Here is a 17,462-nt window from a genome sequence, read left to right on the forward strand (position 1 = left end):
CTCCGGCACAGCTGTCGCGGGCGCCGGGCCGCGCAACGTTCTGGACCCAACAGCCAACCCCAGGCGGGGTGGCACTGTCCAGGATACGAGGCCCGCGCCCGGACGACTACCCGATCCCGCATCCAGAAGGGATCGAATTGGGCTAAATCCCGCCGGAGCGGGGTTGCGGACGGTCACCGCCACCCAAAGTGACCAATTCACGGCCTGAGCGGCAATGTGGGGGAAGCCGACCGAGCCGAAGATCACGCGGAGTGCCCGGGGCCGGCCGGGTGTGGGCTGCGCTGCGGGTTCGCGAGCGCACCGGCAGCGCCGGGTGTGGGCGGCGCCGAGCGCGAGGTCGGCCGAGCCGACGGTTCCGAGGTGGGCAAGATCGGACCAAGCGGACATCCGGCCGGAGTGGCTGCCACAGCTCGGCCGAAATCCCGCGACCGCGCTCAGCTCACACGCAGCACACCTCGCGAAGGCCGGCACTGGTTCAGCGCAATCCGATGGGGTGCCCCACTCAGCCCACCCCACGAAGGCCGGCGCAAACCCGAGGCCCCGGAACCGTCCCAAAGCACCCCCGGCCCTCATGCAACGCAACCCGAGGCGAACCCCTGACCCGCGAACCCCTCAGCTCTCCCTCGGCCCCAGCAACGACGCCGGCCGCACCGCCGCGGACCCGAACTTCGATCGCGCCACGTCCGCCGCCACCTCGGCGTCCCGCCACCTCGGGGCCGGGGACTCGAACACCAGCTGCTCGCCCGCCTCCCCCGTGTCCAGGCCCTCCACGCGCACGCCGATCAACCTCACCGCTCCCGTCGGTGCGTGCTCCGTGAGCAACGCCACCGCCACCGCGTGGATCTCCCGGGCCACGTCCGTCGCCGACACCAAGGTCCGGGCCCGGGTGATCGTCCGGAAGTCCGCGAACCGCACCTTGATCGAGACCGTCCGGCCGCGCACGCCCCGCTCCCGCAACGTCGCCCCCACCCGCGACGCCAGCCGCAGCAGCTCCAGGCCCAGCTCGGCGCGGGAATGCCGGTCCACGTCGAACGTGTGCTCCGCGCCGATCGACTTCTCCGGGGAATCCACGACCACCGACCGCTCGTCCACGCCGTGGGCGAGCCGGTACAGGTGCTCGCCCACCGCCACCCCCAGCGACTTCTTCAGCCGCTCCGGCGGGAACGCCGCGACGTCCGCGATCGTGCCCAGCCCCAGCCGCCGCAGGTGTTCCTCCGTGCGCGCGCCGACTCCCCACAACGCCGACACCGGCAGCGGGTGCAGGAACGCCAGGGTCTCCGCCGCGGGCACCACGACCATGCCGTCCGGCTTCGCCATCCCCGACGCCAGCTTCGCGACGAACTTGACCTTCGCCACCCCGACCGAGCACGTGATCCCGTGCTCGGCCTCGACCCGCGAACGGATCTCCGCGCCCAGCGAAGCCGGCGTCGCGCCCAAGCGCCGCAACGCCCCGCTGACGTCCAGGAACGCCTCGTCCAGGCTCAGCGGCTCGACCAGCGGCGTCAGCTCGCGGAAGATCTCCATCACCCCGCGGGAGACCTCGCCGTAGAGCCCGCCGGTCGGCGGGATGTTGATCAGGTGCGGGCACAGCCGCTTCGCCGTCGAGAACGGCATCGCCGAGCGCACGCCGAACTTCCGCGCCGGGTAGTTCGCCGCCGCGACGACCGCTCGCGGCCCGCCGCCGGACACGACGACCGGCTTGTCGGCCAGCTCGGGCCGGGTGCGCAGCTCGACCGACACGAAGAACGCGTCCATGTCGACGTGCAGCATCCCGCACCCGGTGTCGTCCGGCGCCGGTTCTCCCGGCCGGACGCGGAACCGGCCCATCCCGCCCGGCAGCTCAGCATTTCGCCCCACACCCGAGGACGCTACCGGCCACCACCGACAGTTTCGGATCACGCGCGAGCGCGACGGCCGAAACCCGCCGTAAAGAGGTCAGGCGAGCCGCGCGACCGCGTGCAGCCGGCCGGCGATGTCGCGCAGCGCCGGCGAGGCCGCCGCCACCCGCTCGAATTCCGCCAGCTCGTCGTCGCGGACGTCGCCGCCGACCAGGTCCGAGATCACCCGGTCACCCTGCAGCGACACCACTTCGAGGCCGGCGGCCTCCAGGTCGGCCCGCAGGCCGGCCGCGGAGTACCGCCGCAGCACCGTGTCGCCCGGGACGACCCCGTCCGTGCTCTCGAGCAGCCGCTGGGCCTCGCCCACCCGGCCCGACAGGGCGCGGTTCAGCACCGCCGCGTGCCGGTTCGCGACCAGCACCGACACCGCCCCGCCCGGCGCGACCGCCGTGGCCAGCGCGGTGAGCACCGCGGCCGGGTCGTCGACGATCTCCAGCAGCCCGTGCGCCAGCACCAGGTCGGCCGAGCCGGCCTCGACGTGGCGTCCCAGCGCGTCCGAGTCGTCCGCGACGACCGTGATCAGCTCGGAGACGCCCTCTTCCTCGGCCCGGCGCTGCAGCGTCGCCAGGGCGTTCGGGCTCGGCTCGACGACCGTGACCCGGCAGCCGGCCGCCGCGAACGGCACCGCCCAGCCGCCGCTGCCGCCGCCCACGTCGACGACGCGGGGGTGCTCGGCGCCCCGGGCGCGGGCGGCCTTCAGCTCGGCCTCGAGCACCCGGCGGACGGCGCCCGAACCCCGGGCGGCCACGGTCTCCGTCTTCATGCCGCACAGGGTAGTGCCCGCCCCGGCCCGGCTCCCCGGCTCCTCCCTTCGAGTGAACGCCCCTTGCCCGGCGGCACCTCTCGCGCGCACCCGTAGGCTGGTCTTCGTGCACACGGTCGCCGTACTCAGCCTCAAGGGAGGCGTCGGCAAGACGACGGTCGCTCTCGGTATCGCGTCCGCCGCCCTGCGTAGGGGCACGCGGACGCTGGTGGTGGACCTCGACCCGCAGGGCAACGCCACGACCTCGCTCGACCCGCCGTACACCGACGCGACCCTCGCCGACGTGCTCGAGAACCCGACGCGCGAGATGCTCGAACGCGCCATCGCGCCGAGCGTCTGGAGCGAGGACGTCGACGTCCTCGTCGGCACCGAAGAGCTCGAACTGCTCAACGACCCCGACGCCGACAGCGAGCGCCTGGCGAACTTCTCCCGCGCCCTGGACGAGCTGCACCGCACGCCCCTGCGCGAGACGCCGTACGAGCTGGTGATCCTGGACTGCCCGCCGTCGCTGGGCCGGCTGACGAAGTCGGCGCTGGTCGGCGCGGACAGCGCGCTGATCGTCACCGAGCCGACGATCTACGCCGTCGCCGGCGCGAACCGGGCCCTGGAAGCGATCGAGAAGATCCGCAAGGAGCTCAACCCGGACCTGCGCGCGATCGGCGTCCTGGTGAACAAGCTGCGCGTGCGCTCCTACGAGCACCAGTTCCGGATCGCCGAGCTGCGCGACAACTTCGGCTCGCTGGTGATGCCGACGGCGATCACCGACCGGCTGGCGGTCCAGCAGGCCCAGGGCGCGTGCAGCCCGATCCACGAGTGGCACTCGCCCGGCGCGCAGGAGATCGCGCTGACGTTCAACATGGTGCTGGCGAAGATCCTGCGGTCCAACCGGGCAGGCCGCCACCGCATCGCCGGCGAAGAGCCCGAAGGGCCGGACTGGCCCGAGGGCCCGGCGCCGGAGACGCCCGCGGCCCCGGCCGAGGTGACCGAATCCGCGGGGTGAACCGTGCCCGAAGGTGACACCGTCTACCTCGTCGGAAAGCGCTTCGACCGGGCGATCGCGGGAAAGACGTTGCTGCGCGGCCAGTTCCGGGTGCCGCAGCTGGCCACCGTGGACCTCGCCGGCCGCGAGGTGCTCGGCGTCGGGACGGTCGGCAAGCACCTGTTCACCCGCTTCTCCGGCGACCTCACCCTGCACTCGCACCTGATGATGGACGGCATGTGGGACGTCTACCCGGCCGGCGCGAAGTGGCGCCGGCCCGGCCACCACGCCCGCGTGGTCCTGACCGCCGCCGACGTCCAGGTGATCGGCTTCCGCGTCCACGACCTCAAGCTCGTGGCCACGCCGAAGGAACACGACCTCGTCGCCCACCTCGGCCCGGACCTGCTGGATCCACAGTGGACGGACGAGCACGCGGCCCGCGCGAGCGCCGCACTGGCCGCCGATCCCGCGCGCGAGCTGGGGCTCGCGCTGCTCGACCAGCGCGTCATGGCGGGCGTCGGGAACCTCTACAAGTGCGAGATCGCCTTCCTGCTCGGCGTGACCCCGTGGACGCCGGTGTCCGAAGTGGACGCACGAGCCACGGTCGCACTGGCCCGCAAGCTGATCCTCACCAACGCCGCCGCCGGGCGCTTCGACCAGAGCACCACCGGCCACCTCGACCGCAACCGCAAGAACTGGGTCTACGAGCGCACCCGCCAGGGCTGCTTCCGCTGCGGCGGCCAGGTCCTGGTCCGCACGCAGGGCCACGACGCCCGGCGGCGGCCGACGTGGTTCTGCCCGAAGGACCAGCACGGCCCTTCCCCGGCGCAGTAGACTCGGCGGCGTGACGTCGTTCAAGCTCCCGCTCTACGGGACCGACACCGAACGCGGCGACCTCGCTCCCTGAGCCGCCCGCGCTCCTTACGTCACCCCAGCACTTCCCAGGGAGCTCAGTCATGCCCGGAATCCCCACCGGGCAGGCGCTGCGCGCGTTCGCGCACGCCCTGCCCAAGGTCGAACTGCACGTCCACCTCGTCGGCTCGGCGAGCCTGCCGACCGTCCTGGACCTGGCCCGGCGCCGACCGGCCGCCGGTGTCCCCACCGACGAGCGCGAGCTCGCGGAGTTCTTCACCTTCCGCGACTTCGCCCACTTCCTCACCGTCTACCTCGCGGTCACCTCGCTCGTGCGCGACCGCCACGACATCCACGCGCTCGTGGCGGGCCTGGCCGCGGATCTCGCCGCGCAGAACTGCCGCTACGCCGAAGTCACCGTGACGCCCTACAACCACCTGCTCGACGGCGTTCCCGGCGACGACCTGCTGTCCGGGCTCGCCTCCGGCCGGGCCCGCGCCGCCGAACTGGGCGTCGACCTGGCCTGGTGTTTCGACATTCCCGGCGAAAAGGGCACCAAGGCCGGGCAGGAGACGCTCGTGTTCGCGCTGCGCGAACGCCCGGAGGGCCTGGTTTCCTTCGGCCTCGGCGGCCCGGAACTCGGCGTCGGGCGCGCGCGGTTCGAGCCGTTCTTCACCCGTGCCAGGGAAGCCGGGCTGCACAGCGTCCCGCACGCCGGCGAAACCACCGGCCCGGCCACGATCTGGTCCGCGCTGCACGACCTCGGCGCCGAGCGCGTCGGCCACGGCACCAGCTGCGCCGCCGACCCGGCCCTGCTGGAACACCTTGCGGCACACCGGATCCCGCTCGAAGTGTGCCCGACGTCGAACGTGCGCACCGGCCAGGTCGCGAGCATCGCCGCCCACCCCGTGCGACGGATGCTCGACCACGGCGTCGTCGTCACGCTCAACACCGACGACCCGCCGATGTTCGGCGCCACGCTGACGGGCGAGTACGTCGCCGTCGCCGAAACCCTCGGGCTGACCGCGGCCGAACTGGCGCGGCTGGCGGAGAACGCCGTCGACGCGTCGTTCCTCGGCGAAGAGCGCAAAGCCGGTCTGCGGAGTGAGATCGGAGAAATGACATTGCCGGACCCCGGGAACTTCGCCTAGCGTGGCAGTACACAAGAGAGGAGGTGGTCCTAAGTTGTATTCCAACAGGACTTGTGAGGTGGCTGTCCGCTAGCGGATGGCACGTGGAGGACTTTGAGCAGCGTTACAGCTGAGCCACCTTCGGCTCATCGCCTGCTCCACGTGATGCCTGATAGCGAATACCAGGCAGTCACCGTGCCCCCGGGGTTTCCGAGCACCAGTCCGGCTCGGGCTCAAGCGTTTGACGGCGCTTGAGAGACACCCCGGGGGTTCCTTAATGCGCTCATTTTGTGCAGGTCACGCCGCCGGTCGGCGCCGGACGACCGCCCAGCGATCCGACGCCGGGGTTCGCTGAACGCGTTACTCCGTTCTGTCCCCCGGACGGCTGAAGGTCGCTAGCCTGGAAGCATGCTCAGGCCCGACTACCCGATCACCACGGCTCGGCTGCTCCTGCGCCCGTTCACGCCCGACGACCTCGACGCGCTGAACTCCTTCCAGTCCCGTGCCGATGTCGCCCGCTACCTCTACTGGGGCCCGCGCAGCCGCGCCGAATCGGCCGCCGCGCTCGCGAAACGGGTGCACAGCTCGACGTTGACCAAGGAAGGGCAGTTCCTGGCCGTGGCGGTCGAACTGGCCGCGACCGGGCAGCTGATCGGCGACCTGAACCTGGAGTGGCTCAGCAGCGAGCACCGGCAGGGCGAGATCGGGTTCGTCTTCCACCCGGACCACCACGGCAAGGGCCTGGCCGCGGAGGCGACCACGGAACTGCTGCGGCTGGGCTTCGAGGACCTGGGGCTGCACCGCGTCATCGGCCGCTGCGACGGCCGCAACACCGCGTCCGCCGCGCTGATGGAGCGGCTCGGGATGCGCGAGGAAGCGCACCTGCGGGAGAACGAGATCGTCAAGGGCGAGTGGACCGACGAGCTGGTCTACGCGATGCTCGAAGACGAGTGGAAGGCCCGCGAAGCCGCCGAATAAGTGGCCGTGTTCACCCCGGGGTGACGCTCCGGTCGCGCGGTTCGCGTGGTTTGGCAGCATGGGGGCGTGTTCTTCGACAAGATCGTCCGCCCGGCGCTGTACCGGCTCTCCTACCACGACCCCGAGCTGGTGCACGAGCGCACGATCGGCGTCCTGGCCCGGCTCGGCAAGGCGGCACCCGCACTCGGCGGGGCGCTGCGCGTCGACGACCCGGTGACCGTGCTGGGCCTGCGGTTCCCCAACCGCGTCGGCCTCGCCGCCGGGATGGACAAGAACGGCCGCGCGCTGCCCGCGTGGGCCGCGCTGGGCTTCGGCTTCGTCGAGGTCGGCACGGTGACGCGGCTGGCCCAGCCGGGCAACCCGAAGCCGCGGCTGTTCAGCCTCCCCGCCAGCGACGCGGTGATCAACCGCATGGGCTTCAACAACGACGGTGCGGAAGCGCTTGCGGCCAAGCTCGCGCGCGACGGGAAACCCGGCGTGCCGCTCGGGATCAGCATCGGCAAGTCGAAGGTCACGCCCCTCGAAGACGCCGTCGAGGACTACCGGTTCTCCCTGCGTGCGCTGTACCCGTACGCCGACTACTTCGCCGTCAACGTCAGCTCGCCGAACACCCCGGGGCTGCGGCAGCTGCAGGACCGCGCCGCGCTCGGCGAACTGCTCGGGGAGCTGCGCGCGACGGCCGCGGAGCTCGCCGGCGCGGGCACGCCCACGCCGATCCTGGTGAAGGTCGCGCCGGACCTGACCGACGACGCCCTCGGCGAGCTCTTGGAGGTCGCGCTCGAGCACGGCGTCGCCGGGATCATCGCCACGAACACGACGCTCGCCCGCGACGGCATCGTGCCCGCGGAGAGCAGCCTGGCCGGACAGGCGGGAGGACTGTCCGGCCGGCCGCTGACCACCCGCGCGGCGGAGGTCGTGCGGTTCGTGCACGACCACACCGGCGGGAACCTGCCGATCATCGGCGTCGGCGGGATCATGGGCCCCGGCGACGCCGTCCGGCTGGTGGACGCGGGCGCGTCGCTCGTGCAGCTCTACAGCGGGTTCGCGCTGCACGGGCCCGGTCTGGTGCGCCGGGTCAGCCGGGGTCTCGCGGCCCGGCCGTCGAGGTGAACCGGACGTACCCGCGCCAGGATTCGTAGCGGTCCAGACCGGCTCCGGCCGCTTGCGGGTCGCACCGGACCGCCAGGGGCCGGGAGCCGTCGTCGAGCTCGACGCGGTCCAGCACGAACGGTTCCTTCAGCGTGGTGGCGAACCGCTCGAACGCCGCCGGGGACAGCCGCCAGCTTTCGCCGTCGAGACTGCTGCCCTCGGCGTGGTCCAGCACGCCCGGCTGCGGCGGCTCGGTGTCCAGCAGCACCATCCGGTAGCTCTCGGTGGTCCGGACCGGCCGGGTGAACCGGGCGCCGAGCTCGGTGAGCCGGGTGTTGAGCGGCTGGCCGCGCAGGTGCGCGCCGAACACGACGACGTCCTCGCCCGGTTCGGGGTAGGGCGTCATGGGCTCGTCCGTGCAGACCGTCGCGAGGTCCAGGCCGATCTGGTCCTCGAACGCCCGAGTCAGGAAGGTGACGCCGAACGGGCGCTTGTCGCCCGGCCGCACCGGGACGGTGACCGCCGCCAGGTCGAGCAGGTTCGCGAAGGCCGTGCAGCCGGCCAGGCGGTGGTCGACGGCGGCCGGGTCGGCCAGGGCTTCGGCGAGTTCCGGGTGATCCGGCACAGTGGGCACGAGGAGCGCGTCGAAGCCGTCCGGTACCTCTCCCGAGAGGATGACCGGTTCGAGGACGACGCCCGCCGCCGTCAGCCGCTTCACGGTGTCTTCGAAGGCGATGGCCGCGGCGGGTCCCAAGGGCAGGTCGCGCGCGTACGCGACGCGCGGGTGTTCGCCGGCGCCGAGGCGGACGTCGGCGGGCCAGGTGCGGGCCGGGGAAACGCCGTCCGGCCCGGTCATCAGGGCGAGCGCACGCCGGCCGGCGACCAGGCCGGTCGTGTGGACGGAGACGGCTTCGGAGGCGCGGACGCCGGTCATCGGCAGCAGGCCGCGGGTCGGCTTCAGCGCGACAACGGCGTTCAGGGCCGCCGGGACCGCGCCCGCGGTGCTCAGCGCCAGGTCGACGATGCCCAGTGCGACGACGACCGCCGCGCCGCGGCCGCCGGTCTTCGTCCGGTCCCAGGCCGAGGCCACGGTGGCGGCCCCGGTCTTGCCGAGCACGACGGCGCCGGCCGCGGTGAGCCGGGAGACGACCGTGGCGCTGGTTTCCGGGACCGAGCGGCCGGACGGCTGGCCGGCGACGTCGATCAGGTCCGGCACGGTGAAGACGGTGCCCGCCAGCGGCAGGTTCTCCCCCGCCTGGACGCGTTCTTCGACGGCCTTGGCGTCGACGAGGACGTCCTCGACGGCGCGGAGGGTGGACCAGAGCTCGGGACGGTTCGCTTCGGTGATGCGCTCGAAGGCCGCGATGACGCGCTGCGAGGCGGTGGGCGGGGTCGGCGGCGTGGGATCCGGGTCCGGCGGGAGCGTGTTCACGGGGCGTCCTTCCCTCGGCGATCGAGAAAGTCCACTGTGTACGGTCGGCGCCGGCGATCCTCAAAGCACGGCGGGCCTCCCGGCTAGTGACACCTCTGCATGCATGACAGAAACGTTAGGTGGTCGACGTTTCCGTAGCCAGCTGTTTCCGATTACGCGCGGGTTTCGGGACCAAGAGGTGAACAGGGCGCGACGCCGGGGTGAAACGCACGATCACGCACGCCGGGTGACGAACGGCCGGTTCCCCCGGATGCGGCACCCGAACGGCCGAGTTTGAAACCTCAAGCGGCCCAACGAACCCGGAATTCGCGTGATCAGGGGGTCGGCACGCGTGATGGGACGGTCGACACGCGTGATCCGGGGGTCGACACACCGTGGCCAGGCCAAGTTCGCCGTGTCGACCCTTCAATCACGCGTGTCGACTGCTCGATCACGCGTGTCGACCCTTCGCTCACGCGGGAGCTCGGGTCAGGAGAGTTCGCGCAGGGCCATGGCGAGGCCGGCCAAGCGGTCGGTGGCGTCGGTGAGGGCTTGCTTGGACGTCACGAGGCCGTCGCTCGACGCGGCGACCGTGTGGCCGGCCGCGGCGACCAGGCCGCGGTAGCCCTCGAGGCCGTCGTCGAGCTGTTCGCGGAGCTTGCCGACCGCCGCGTCCAGGGCCGCCTGCTCGCGGGCCGGGGCGGAGTTGCGGCCGCGTTCGATCGCCTGGATGCGGCCCGCCAGGCCGCGCAGGGCGGCCGCGGCTTCGGTCGCGGTCTGCCCGGCGTCCGCGACGGACACTTCGGACACCGGCACCGTGCCCACGGAGGACGGTACGGAGAGCTGGCGCAGCAGCTCGCCCAGGGAGGCCTCGCACTCCGCGAGCCGTTCCATCGGCTCGCGCGCGGCGGATCCCGCGGGCGGCAGCGGCGGCGGGCCGGCCGGTGCGGTGGGGAGCTGGGTGCGCTTCAGTTCACGCAGTTTGAGTCCGCTTCGGACGCCGAACGTCCCGAAGACGACGGCGCCGGCGAACGCCATGATCGCCTGCGGCATCATCGGCGCGCCGGCAGCGCTCATCCAGCCGAGCCCGGCCGAGACGGCGAGGACGCCGCACAGGATCGTCAGCAGGATCCACAGCGTCATCGCGCGCGACGTCCGGCGCTTGCGGCGCTCGTGCTTCGCGGCCGGGTGGTTCCAGCGGTCCCACTTGGCCCGGGCCTCGGCGAACGCCGGGACCTGGTTCGCCATGGTCGAGAACGTCGCCGCCACGTCGGGCCGCCGGACCGGCGGCCGCTGCAGCGGGTTCGGCCGGGGGCGCGGTGGTGCGGGCTTCCCGCCGGCCTGGTCGGCCGGCGGGAAGTACTTCTGCACCTTCTGGAGCTTTTCCTGGGCGCGCACGGCGTAGTCGGGCAGCTTCTCGATGTGCTTCTCCAGCTTCGCGCTGAACTCGCCGAAGTCGCGTCGTCTGCCCTGCTGCCCCATGCTCGCCCCCTTCGAACTCGCTGCCCGCGTCAGGCCGGGTTCTTGCCCTGCTCGGCCTGCACGCGCGCCTGGATCTCGCGCTGGATGTCGGCCGAGCTGGCGGCCGGCTGGGCCGCCTTGCCGCCGTCGGTCACCTGGGCGACCGAGTCACCGTGCATCGACGCGCGGATCTGCTGCAGCCGCGACTGGCCGGCCAGCTGCGTGGTGGAGGCCTGGACCTCCATCATGCGCCCCTGGACCGAGTTCTGCGCCAGTTCCGCCGAGCCCAGCGCCGTGGTGTAGCGCTTCTCGATCTTGTCGCGGACCTCTTCCAGCGACGGCGTGTTGCCCGGCGCCGCCAGCTGGCTCATCTGGTTCAGCGAAGCGGAGACCTGCTCCTGCATCTTCGCCTGCTCCAGCTGCGAGAGCAGCTTGGTGCGCTCGGCCAGCTTCTGCTGCAGCATCTGCGAGTTGCGCTCCACGGCCTTCTTGGCCTGGGCCGCGGCCTGCAGCGACTGGTCGTGCAGCGTCTTCAGGTCCTCGATGTTCTGCTCGGCCGTGACGAGCTGCGTCGCGAAGCTCTCCGCGGCGTTCTCGAACTCGACGGCCTTCTGCTCGTCACCCTTGGACCGGGCCTCGTCCGCGAGGACGAGGGCCTGCCGGGTCGAGGCCTGCAGCTTCTCGACGTCGCCGAGCTGCCGGTTGAGCTTCATCTCCAGCTGCCGCTGGTTGCCGATCACGGAGGCGGCCTGCTGCGTCAGCGCCTGGTGGTTGCGCTGCGCCTCCTCGATGGCCTGCTGGATCTGTACCTTCGGGTCGGCGTGTTCGTCGATCTTCGACGAGAACGCCGCCATCATGTACTTCCAGAACTTCACGAACGGGTTGGCCATCTCCTCCGCCTGCCTTCTTGCGTCCCACGGGCCTAGGTACTCGGGGTGGGGCGTCACTCCCCTGCATGTGCAACGCACCGACCCCGGCGTTGGGTTCCATCGTGTCAGGTCGGCCACGTCCGTTCCAGGCGACCCCGGGGGATTTCAGGGTTCGCCCCTGATCACCCCTGGAGGTAACGCCCCCGGCCCCGGGCGGGTTGCCCGGCTGCGGAGGCCGAAATACGGCTCGGAAACCTTGGCGCGGGCTGCCGACCCGGGTGGGACGGCGGACACGCGCCGGCGGCTTGCCCCGGGCGGCCGGCCTGGGGGCTCGACCCCGGAAGTGCCAGCTCACGCGGCCGCCAACGCTCCAGTCGACCCGAGCGGAACGGCGGACACGCGCCGACCGGGCCCGGCTTCCCCGGGAGGCCGGCCAGAGGGCGCGAACCCGGAAGTGCCAGTTCAGCCGACCTGCGCTCCCGAGAAACCGAGCCCCGGAAGAGCCGGCTCAGCCGGCCAGCGCTCCCGCCGACCTCTGGCCCGAACGCGAACGGCCCCGGGCTCGGTGCCCGGGGCCGTTCGTCGCGCGTCGGAATCTACGCCGCGATCGTCGAAGCCAGCTTCGGCTGCCCGATCGTCGTGCGTAGGGTCGTGTTCATCCGCGGTGCCGGGGAAACCCGCAGGTCGGCGAGGTCGTTCCCGATCAGCTCCGACATCAGGCGGCCGCCTTCGATGCCGGCCGCGGTGGCCTTGGCGCCGCGCTCGGGCACCTTCTCCCGGGGCGCGCCGTCCCCGATCCGCTCGTCGACCGGTGCGACCTCGACGTTGTCGAGGGCCGAAACGTCCGCCGCCACCTTGTGCAGCAGCTCGCCGAGCGGAAGGTCCAGGGCCTGGCAGATGGACGCGAGCAGCTCGCTCGACGCCTCCTTCTGGCCCCGTTCCACCTCGGAGAGGTAGCCGAGGCTGACCCTGGCGGCGCGGGAGATGTCGCGCAGCGTACGACGCTGGTTGGTGCGGGCATGACGGAGCCGATCACCGATCGCCTCACGCAACAGCACGGTCATCACGCGCCTCCCTTCCGTACAAGTACCCCCTACGTTACCCAGAGCGGCGCCCTGGGCGCAGGAGTTGGTGTGCCCGTACGCCAAGGGCGAACGCCCGTTTCACGCCAGATGTTCCCCGAGCAGGGAAAACGCCGCCCGGACCGATTGGGTCCTGATCAAGTCCCGGTCGCCGCTGAGGCTCAGGGTACGGACTGTGCGTGTTCCCGGCCCGGCGAGCCCGACGTGCACGGTGCCCGGCGCGACCCCGTCCTGGGCGGCCGGCCCGGCGACGCCGGTCAGCCCGAGGCCCCAGGTGGCGCCGCACCGCTCCCGGGCGCCCACGGCCAGCTGGGCCGCGACCTCGGGGTGGACGGCGCCGTGCTCGGCCAGCAGTTCGGCGTCGACCCCGGCCAGCGCGGTCTTCAACTCGGTGGCGTAGACGACCAGGCCGCCGCGCAGGGCGCCGCTCGCCCCCGGCACCTGGGCCAGGGTGGCGCAGACGAGCCCGGCGGTCAGCGACTCGGCCGCCGCGACGGTCTCACCGCGGGCGACGAGCGCGGCGATCAGGGCCGCGGCCTGCTCGCCACCGGGCCCCACCACGAACCGGGGCACGCCGGCCGGAGCGTCGGCCACCCGTCAGCTCCCGGTGACGCGGCGCCCGGCCGCGCGCAGCCGCACGGCCCGGACCAGGTAGTCGACGCCGGTCACCACGGTCAGCACCAGCGCCAGGCCCATCAGCGCCCAGCGGACCGGGTCCGCGCCCGCCGGCAGCGGCAGCAGGTACGCCGTGATCGCGGCGATCTGCGCCATCGTCTTGGCCTTCCCGCCGCGGCTGGCCGGGATCACGCCGTGCCGGATCACCCAGAACCGCAGCAGCGTGACGCCGATTTCGCGGACGGCGATGACGATCGTGACCCACCAGCCCAGCTCGCCGAGGATGCTCAGGCCCACCAGCGCGGCGCCGGTCAGCGCCTTGTCCGCGATCGGGTCGGCGATCTTGCCGAAGTCGGTGATCAGGCCGTACTTGCGGGCCACCCAGCCGTCCAGCTGGTCGGTGGCCGAGGCGATCGCGAACAGCCCGGTCGCGATCGCGCGCCACGTGGTGTCGGCGCCGTCGCCGGTGAACAGCGCGACGATGAACAGCGGCACCAGCACCAGGCGCGACAGCGTCAGCAGGTTGGCGACGTTGAGCGTCGGGACCGGGGTCGCCACCGGGACCTGGGCGGGGCCTTCGTGGGCCGTGCCCTCGTCGGCGGCGTCGCTCGGGAGCGCACTCACCGGTCGGCGTCCGGTGACGCGCGGACGATCAGGTCGACGCCCGCCGAGTCGACGACCTCGCACCGCAGGAAGTCACCGACCTCCGTCTTCTCGGGCGCGTCGAGGATGACGCACTCGCCGTCGACCTCGGGGGCCTGGTGGGCGGCGCGGCCGGTGAGCTCGCCGTCGTCGTCCAGCTCGACGAGCACGTCGACGAAGGTGCCGATCCGGTCCTCGGCGCGCTGCGCGGTCAGCTCCTCGACCAGCGCGGAGATCCGCGTGACACGCTTGGCCACCTCGTCGGCGTCGAGCTTGCCGTCGAAGGTCTCGGCCTCGGTGCCGTCCTCGTCGGAGTAGCCGAAGACGCCGACGGCGTCGAGGCGCGCGCCGGTCAGGAAGCGTTCCAGCTCGCTCAGGTCGTGCTCGGTCTCGCCGGGGAAGCCGACGATGACGTTGGTGCGGATGCCGGCTTCGGGGGCGTATTCGCGGATCTGCTCGGTCAGCGCCAGGAACGAATCCGTGGAGCCGAACCGGCGCATCCGGCGCAGCACCTGCTCGCTCGAGTGCTGGAACGACAGGTCGAAGTACTCGGCGACGCCGGGCGTGGTCGCGATGGCCTTGACCAGCTGCGGGCGCGTCTCGGCCGGCTGCAGGTAGGAGACGCGGACGCGCTCGATGCCGTCGATCTCCGCCAGCCGCGGCAGCAGCCGCTCCAGCGCGGTGGCGCCGTCGCGGCCGAAATCCTTGCCGTAGGACGTCGAGTTCTCGCTGACCAGGAACAGCTCCTTGACGCCGTGCTCGGCCAGCCACAGGGCCTCGGCGACGATCTCGTCCGGCTGCCGTGAGACGAAGGAGCCGCGGAACGACGGGATCGCGCAGAACGAGCAGCGCCGGTCGCAGCCGGAGGCGATCTTCAGCGCGGCCACCGGCGAGTCGTCGAGGCGCGTGCGCAGCACCCGCGGACCCCAGCCGTGCTGCGCGTGGCCCGGGACCTCGACGCTCTCGGCCGCGGCGGGCCGCTGGACCGGGCTGATCGGCAGCAGCTTGCGGCGGTCGCCCGGGGTGTGCGAGGCGACCTTGCGGCCGGCGACGACGTCGTCGAGCCGGTCGGAAAGCTCGGCGTAGTGGTCGAAGCCCAGCACCGCGTCGGCCTCGGGGAGGCTGTCGGCGAGCTCGTGGCCGTAGCGCTCGGCCATGCAGCCGACCGCGACGACCTTCTTGCCGGTGTCCGACGCCGCCAGCAGCGTGTCGACGGAGTCCTTCTTGGCCGACTCGACGAAGCCGCAGGTGTTGACCACCACGACGTCGGAGTCCTCCGGATCGGCCGCCAGCTCCCAGCCGCCGGCCGCCAGCCGGCCCGCCAGCTCCTCCGAGTCGACCTCGTTGCGGGCGCAGCCCAGGGTCAGCAGGGAGACGCGTCGGGTGGCGGCGGGGTCAGTGGCAGGAGAAGGCACGACGTTGAGGGTAGCCGCCGGTCCCGGGCAGGCCGACGACGGCGTAGCCCGGTTGTGCCGGAGAAGCCGACGCGCGGCGATGTGGCAGTGTTGACGATCGTGCCGTCCGCCTCCCCCGCCGTCCGCCGCGCGCGGATCGCCGACGTCCGCAAGATCAAGGCCCTGGTCGACTCCGACGCCGGCCGCGTCCTGCTGGAGAAGGACCTGGTCACGCTGTACGAGGCGGTCCAGGAGTTCTGGGTCGCCGAGGTCGACGGCGAGGTCGTCGGGGCCGCCGCGCTGCACGTGCTCTGGGAGGACATCGCCGAGCTGCGGACCGTGGTGGTCGACAAGGCCGTCCGCGGCCAGGGGGTCGGGCGGGTGCTCGTGGCCCGGCTGGTCGACGAAGCGCGTGAGCTGGGTCTCAGGCGGCTGTTCGTGCTGACGTTCGAGACGAGCTTCTTCACCGGGCACGGCTTCGTGGAGATCCAGGGGACGCCGGTGTCGCACGAGGTCTACGAGGAGATGCGGCGCTCGCACGACACCGGTGTGGCCGAGTTCCTCGACCTGCCGTACGTCAAGCCGAACACGCTCGGCAACTCCCGGATGCTGCTCCAGCTGTGAGTACCACCCCTACTGCGCCCGAAATCTGAAAGTTTCCCGACAACATTCTTTCGGGCGGTGACGCGCGCCACCCGAAGCCTGATGCTGATCACGCACATCCGTCCCCTGATCAGCGAGGAAACACCACAACAATGGGCACATTGCGGAACCTGGGGGCCACCATCGCGGTGGCCGCGACCGTCGGCGGAGGTGCCCTCCTGGGCGCCGGCACGGCGGCGGCGGTCGACATCCCGACCGTCACCGACCAGTACCTCTTCAGCACCTCCCTCTCGAACTTCGAGACGATCCGGGCCCAGGCGCCGTACAACGGCCAGCTCGACTGGTCCTCGGACGGCTGTTCGTGGGCGCCGGACAACCCGTTCGGCTGGAAGTTCCTGCCCGGTTGCCACCGGCACGACTTCGGCTACCGCAACTACAAGAAGCAGGGTCGCTTCTCCGAGGCGAACCGCCTGAAGATCGACGACAACCTGTACTCGGACCTCAAGTCCGTCTGCGGCTCCAACGTGGCCTGCAAGGCCGCCGCCTGGACGTACTACCAGGCCGTGCGCAAGTTCGGCAGCTGAGCCCGCCCCCTGGCCCGGGCGCGTGCCCGGGCCAGGATGGGGTCATGGAGATCGATCACCTGCTCAGCACGACCCGTGCGGTGCGCCGGAAGCTCGACCTCGACCGGCCGGTCGAGCCCGAGGTCCTCGCGGACTGCCTGAACCTGGCGCTGCAGGCGCCGACCCCCGGCAACGCCCAGGCGTGGCGCTGGCTGGTCGTGCGCGACCAAGGCGTGAAGGACCGGCTCGGCGTGCTCTTCCGCGAGGTCGGCGCGGCCTACCTGGCGGAGCGGGCGGCGGAGGGTGACTCACGGGCGCTGAGGTCCGGACGGCACCTGGTCGACGTGATCGAGCGGGTGCCGGTGTTCGTGATCCCGGTCCTGAAGGGCCGCCCGGCCGGGAGCAACGCCGTGGACGCGGCGTTCTACGGCGGCATCTTCCCGGCGGTCTGGAACTTCCAGCTGGCGCTGCGCTCGCGCGGGCTCGGCTCGACGCTCACGACGTACCACCTCTCCCGCGAGGCGGAAGCGGCGGAGATCCTCGGCGTCCCGGACGGCTACACGCAAGCGGGCCTGCTGCCGGTGGCGTACACGACGACGCCGGACTTCAAGCCGGCCGAGCGGGTCCCGCTGGCCGAGGTCGCCTACCTCGACCACTGGGGCACGCCGCTCAGCTGACGCGCACGGTCGCCGCCAGGCCGTCCTCGCTCACCGACACCAGCTCGACGCGGCTGGCGGCGAACGAGGCCGCCTGGGGGCCGGTCCGCGGGCCGCTGTGCAGCTCGGCCGTCGTGCTCTCGCCGCGGCCGGGCTCGCTCAGCAGGAACGCGAGCGTCGCCTCGCCCTGCCAGATGCAGGTCATGTTCGGCCGGCACCGCGAGTCGGAGACGACCCGCAGGTAGCGGACCACCAGGTCCTTCCCCTGGATCGCGGCTTCCTGGCCGAGGTGCAGGGTGACCTCACCCCGCGGCGCGGTGCTGACGGTCGACGGCGCCGCCGGCCGGGCCGGGACGGGCTGCCCGGAGGCGACCGAACTCCCGGCGCCCACCGCGACGACGGCGAAGGCGAACAGTCCGGCTGCGATGCGCTGCAGGTCCATGTGCTCAGGACGGAACGAGCCCGCCGGCGGGTTGC

At 72.2% G+C, this 17,462-nt stretch carries 18 protein-coding genes; 8 read left to right on the forward strand and 10 right to left on the reverse strand.

Translation table 11 applies throughout. From position 1 onward, the window contains the following. Positions 1-612: 612 nt before the first annotated feature. Both dinB and QSK39_RS25745 read right to left on the reverse strand, forming a co-directional pair. Positions 613-1,827, reverse strand: a complete 1,215-nt coding sequence (gene dinB / locus QSK39_RS25740; protein ID WP_285480907.1) for a DNA polymerase IV — start codon at positions 1,825-1,827, stop codon at positions 613-615. 108 nt (positions 1,828-1,935) lie between these two features. Then, entirely contained in the window at positions 1,936-2,661 is a 726-nt protein-coding gene (locus QSK39_RS25745) for a methyltransferase domain-containing protein (RefSeq protein ID WP_285480394.1), read from the reverse strand. A gap of 106 nt (positions 2,662-2,767) precedes the next feature. Here QSK39_RS25745 and QSK39_RS25750 point away from each other — a divergent pair, with 106 nt between their 5' ends. The 5 genes from QSK39_RS25750 to QSK39_RS25770 all read left to right on the forward strand — a co-directional run bounded on the left by QSK39_RS25750 (position 2,768) and on the right by QSK39_RS25770 (position 7,710). Next, a complete protein-coding gene (locus QSK39_RS25750; RefSeq protein ID WP_285480395.1) occupies positions 2,768-3,661 on the forward strand; it encodes a ParA family protein in 894 nt (297 codons plus the stop codon). A gap of 3 nt (positions 3,662-3,664) precedes the next feature. After that, positions 3,665-4,474 (forward strand): DNA-formamidopyrimidine glycosylase family protein, encoded by an 810-nt coding sequence (locus QSK39_RS25755; protein WP_285480396.1) that lies wholly within the window; start codon positions 3,665-3,667, stop codon positions 4,472-4,474. A 122-nt stretch (positions 4,475-4,596) separates the two neighbouring features. Next, the gene (gene add / locus QSK39_RS25760) at positions 4,597-5,643 is read left to right on the forward strand and encodes an adenosine deaminase (protein WP_285480397.1); all 1,047 of its coding nucleotides are present in this window, start codon (positions 4,597-4,599) and stop codon (positions 5,641-5,643) included. Positions 5,644-6,030: 387 nt separating this feature from the next. Next, a complete protein-coding gene (locus QSK39_RS25765) occupies positions 6,031-6,600 on the forward strand; it encodes a GNAT family N-acetyltransferase (RefSeq protein ID WP_285480398.1) in 570 nt (189 codons plus the stop codon). Between the two features lie 66 nt (positions 6,601-6,666). After that, entirely contained in the window at positions 6,667-7,710 is a 1,044-nt protein-coding gene (locus QSK39_RS25770) for a quinone-dependent dihydroorotate dehydrogenase (RefSeq protein WP_285480399.1), read from the forward strand. Here the strand turns inward: QSK39_RS25770 and QSK39_RS25775 are convergent. The 7 genes from QSK39_RS25775 to rimO form a co-directional block, all read right to left on the reverse strand. After that, positions 7,676-9,121, reverse strand: a complete 1,446-nt coding sequence (locus QSK39_RS25775) for an allophanate hydrolase-related protein (protein WP_285480400.1) — start codon at positions 9,119-9,121, stop codon at positions 7,676-7,678. The two genes, QSK39_RS25770 and QSK39_RS25775, sit on opposite strands and share 35 nt — an antisense overlap. A gap of 468 nt (positions 9,122-9,589) precedes the next feature. Continuing rightward, positions 9,590-10,582, reverse strand: coding sequence for a phage shock envelope stress response protein PspM (pspM, locus tag QSK39_RS25780; RefSeq protein ID WP_285480401.1), 993 nt, complete (start codon positions 10,580-10,582; stop codon positions 9,590-9,592). A gap of 29 nt (positions 10,583-10,611) precedes the next feature. Further along, on the reverse strand, positions 10,612-11,451 hold the full coding sequence (locus tag QSK39_RS25785; protein WP_285480402.1) for a PspA/IM30 family protein: 840 nt from the start codon (positions 11,449-11,451) through the stop codon (positions 10,612-10,614). A 575-nt stretch (positions 11,452-12,026) separates the two neighbouring features. Further along, on the reverse strand, positions 12,027-12,494 hold the full coding sequence (locus QSK39_RS25790) for a helix-turn-helix domain-containing protein (RefSeq protein ID WP_284743990.1): 468 nt from the start codon (positions 12,492-12,494) through the stop codon (positions 12,027-12,029). Between the two features lie 99 nt (positions 12,495-12,593). After that, on the reverse strand, positions 12,594-13,073 hold the full coding sequence (locus QSK39_RS25795; protein ID WP_285480908.1) for a CinA family protein: 480 nt from the start codon (positions 13,071-13,073) through the stop codon (positions 12,594-12,596). Positions 13,074-13,109: 36 nt separating this feature from the next. Further along, complete coding sequence (gene pgsA, locus QSK39_RS25800) at positions 13,110-13,751, reverse strand: CDP-diacylglycerol--glycerol-3-phosphate 3-phosphatidyltransferase (protein ID WP_285480403.1); 642 nt, start codon at positions 13,749-13,751, stop codon at positions 13,110-13,112. Next, on the reverse strand, positions 13,748-15,184 hold the full coding sequence (rimO, locus tag QSK39_RS25805) for a 30S ribosomal protein S12 methylthiotransferase RimO (protein ID WP_285480404.1): 1,437 nt from the start codon (positions 15,182-15,184) through the stop codon (positions 13,748-13,750). The genes pgsA and rimO overlap by 4 nt, the downstream gene beginning before the upstream one ends. A 99-nt stretch (positions 15,185-15,283) precedes the next feature. Here rimO and QSK39_RS25810 point away from each other — a divergent pair, with 99 nt between their 5' ends. From QSK39_RS25810 to QSK39_RS25820, 3 genes are all read left to right on the forward strand, one after another. Next, complete coding sequence (locus QSK39_RS25810; RefSeq protein WP_285480909.1) at positions 15,284-15,787, forward strand: amino-acid N-acetyltransferase; 504 nt, start codon at positions 15,284-15,286, stop codon at positions 15,785-15,787. Between the two features lie 131 nt (positions 15,788-15,918). Then, positions 15,919-16,350: a phospholipase gene (locus tag QSK39_RS25815; protein WP_285480405.1), complete on the forward strand. Its 432-nt coding sequence runs from the start codon at positions 15,919-15,921 to the stop codon at positions 16,348-16,350. Between the two features lie 44 nt (positions 16,351-16,394). Further along, positions 16,395-17,006: a nitroreductase family protein gene (locus QSK39_RS25820; protein ID WP_285480406.1), complete on the forward strand. Its 612-nt coding sequence runs from the start codon at positions 16,395-16,397 to the stop codon at positions 17,004-17,006. On the opposite strand, the gene QSK39_RS25825 is transcribed toward QSK39_RS25820, so the two are convergent. Continuing rightward, entirely contained in the window at positions 16,999-17,427 is a 429-nt protein-coding gene (locus QSK39_RS25825; protein ID WP_285480407.1) for a hypothetical protein, read from the reverse strand. The two genes, QSK39_RS25820 and QSK39_RS25825, sit on opposite strands and share 8 nt — an antisense overlap. Between the last annotated feature and the right edge of the window lie 35 nt (positions 17,428-17,462).

Origin of the sequence: Amycolatopsis sp. NBRC 101858, from assembly GCF_030269325.1 — a bacterium.
In the GTDB taxonomy this organism is placed as follows: Bacteria; Actinomycetota; Actinomycetes; order Mycobacteriales; family Pseudonocardiaceae; genus Amycolatopsis; species Amycolatopsis ponsaeliensis.

Coding starts and splice junctions, on each gene's coding strand:
- dinB (WP_285480907.1), bottom strand. CDS start 1,827: ATGGGCCGGTTCCGCGTCCGGCCGGGAGAACCGGCGCCGGACGACACC.
- QSK39_RS25745 (WP_285480394.1), bottom strand. CDS start 2,661: ATGAAGACGGAGACCGTGGCCGCCCGGGGTTCGGGCGCCGTCCGCCGG.
- add (WP_285480397.1), top strand. CDS start 4,597: ATGCCCGGAATCCCCACCGGGCAGGCGCTGCGCGCGTTCGCGCACGCC.
- QSK39_RS25765 (WP_285480398.1), top strand. CDS start 6,031: ATGCTCAGGCCCGACTACCCGATCACCACGGCTCGGCTGCTCCTGCGC.
- pspM (WP_285480401.1), bottom strand. CDS start 10,582: ATGGGGCAGCAGGGCAGACGACGCGACTTCGGCGAGTTCAGCGCGAAG.
- QSK39_RS25785 (WP_285480402.1), bottom strand. CDS start 11,451: ATGGCCAACCCGTTCGTGAAGTTCTGGAAGTACATGATGGCGGCGTTC.
- QSK39_RS25790 (WP_284743990.1), bottom strand. CDS start 12,494: ATGACCGTGCTGTTGCGTGAGGCGATCGGTGATCGGCTCCGTCATGCC.
- QSK39_RS25815 (WP_285480405.1), top strand. CDS start 15,919: ATGGGCACATTGCGGAACCTGGGGGCCACCATCGCGGTGGCCGCGACC.
- QSK39_RS25820 (WP_285480406.1), top strand. CDS start 16,395: ATGGAGATCGATCACCTGCTCAGCACGACCCGTGCGGTGCGCCGGAAG.
- QSK39_RS25825 (WP_285480407.1), bottom strand. CDS start 17,427: ATGGACCTGCAGCGCATCGCAGCCGGACTGTTCGCCTTCGCCGTCGTC.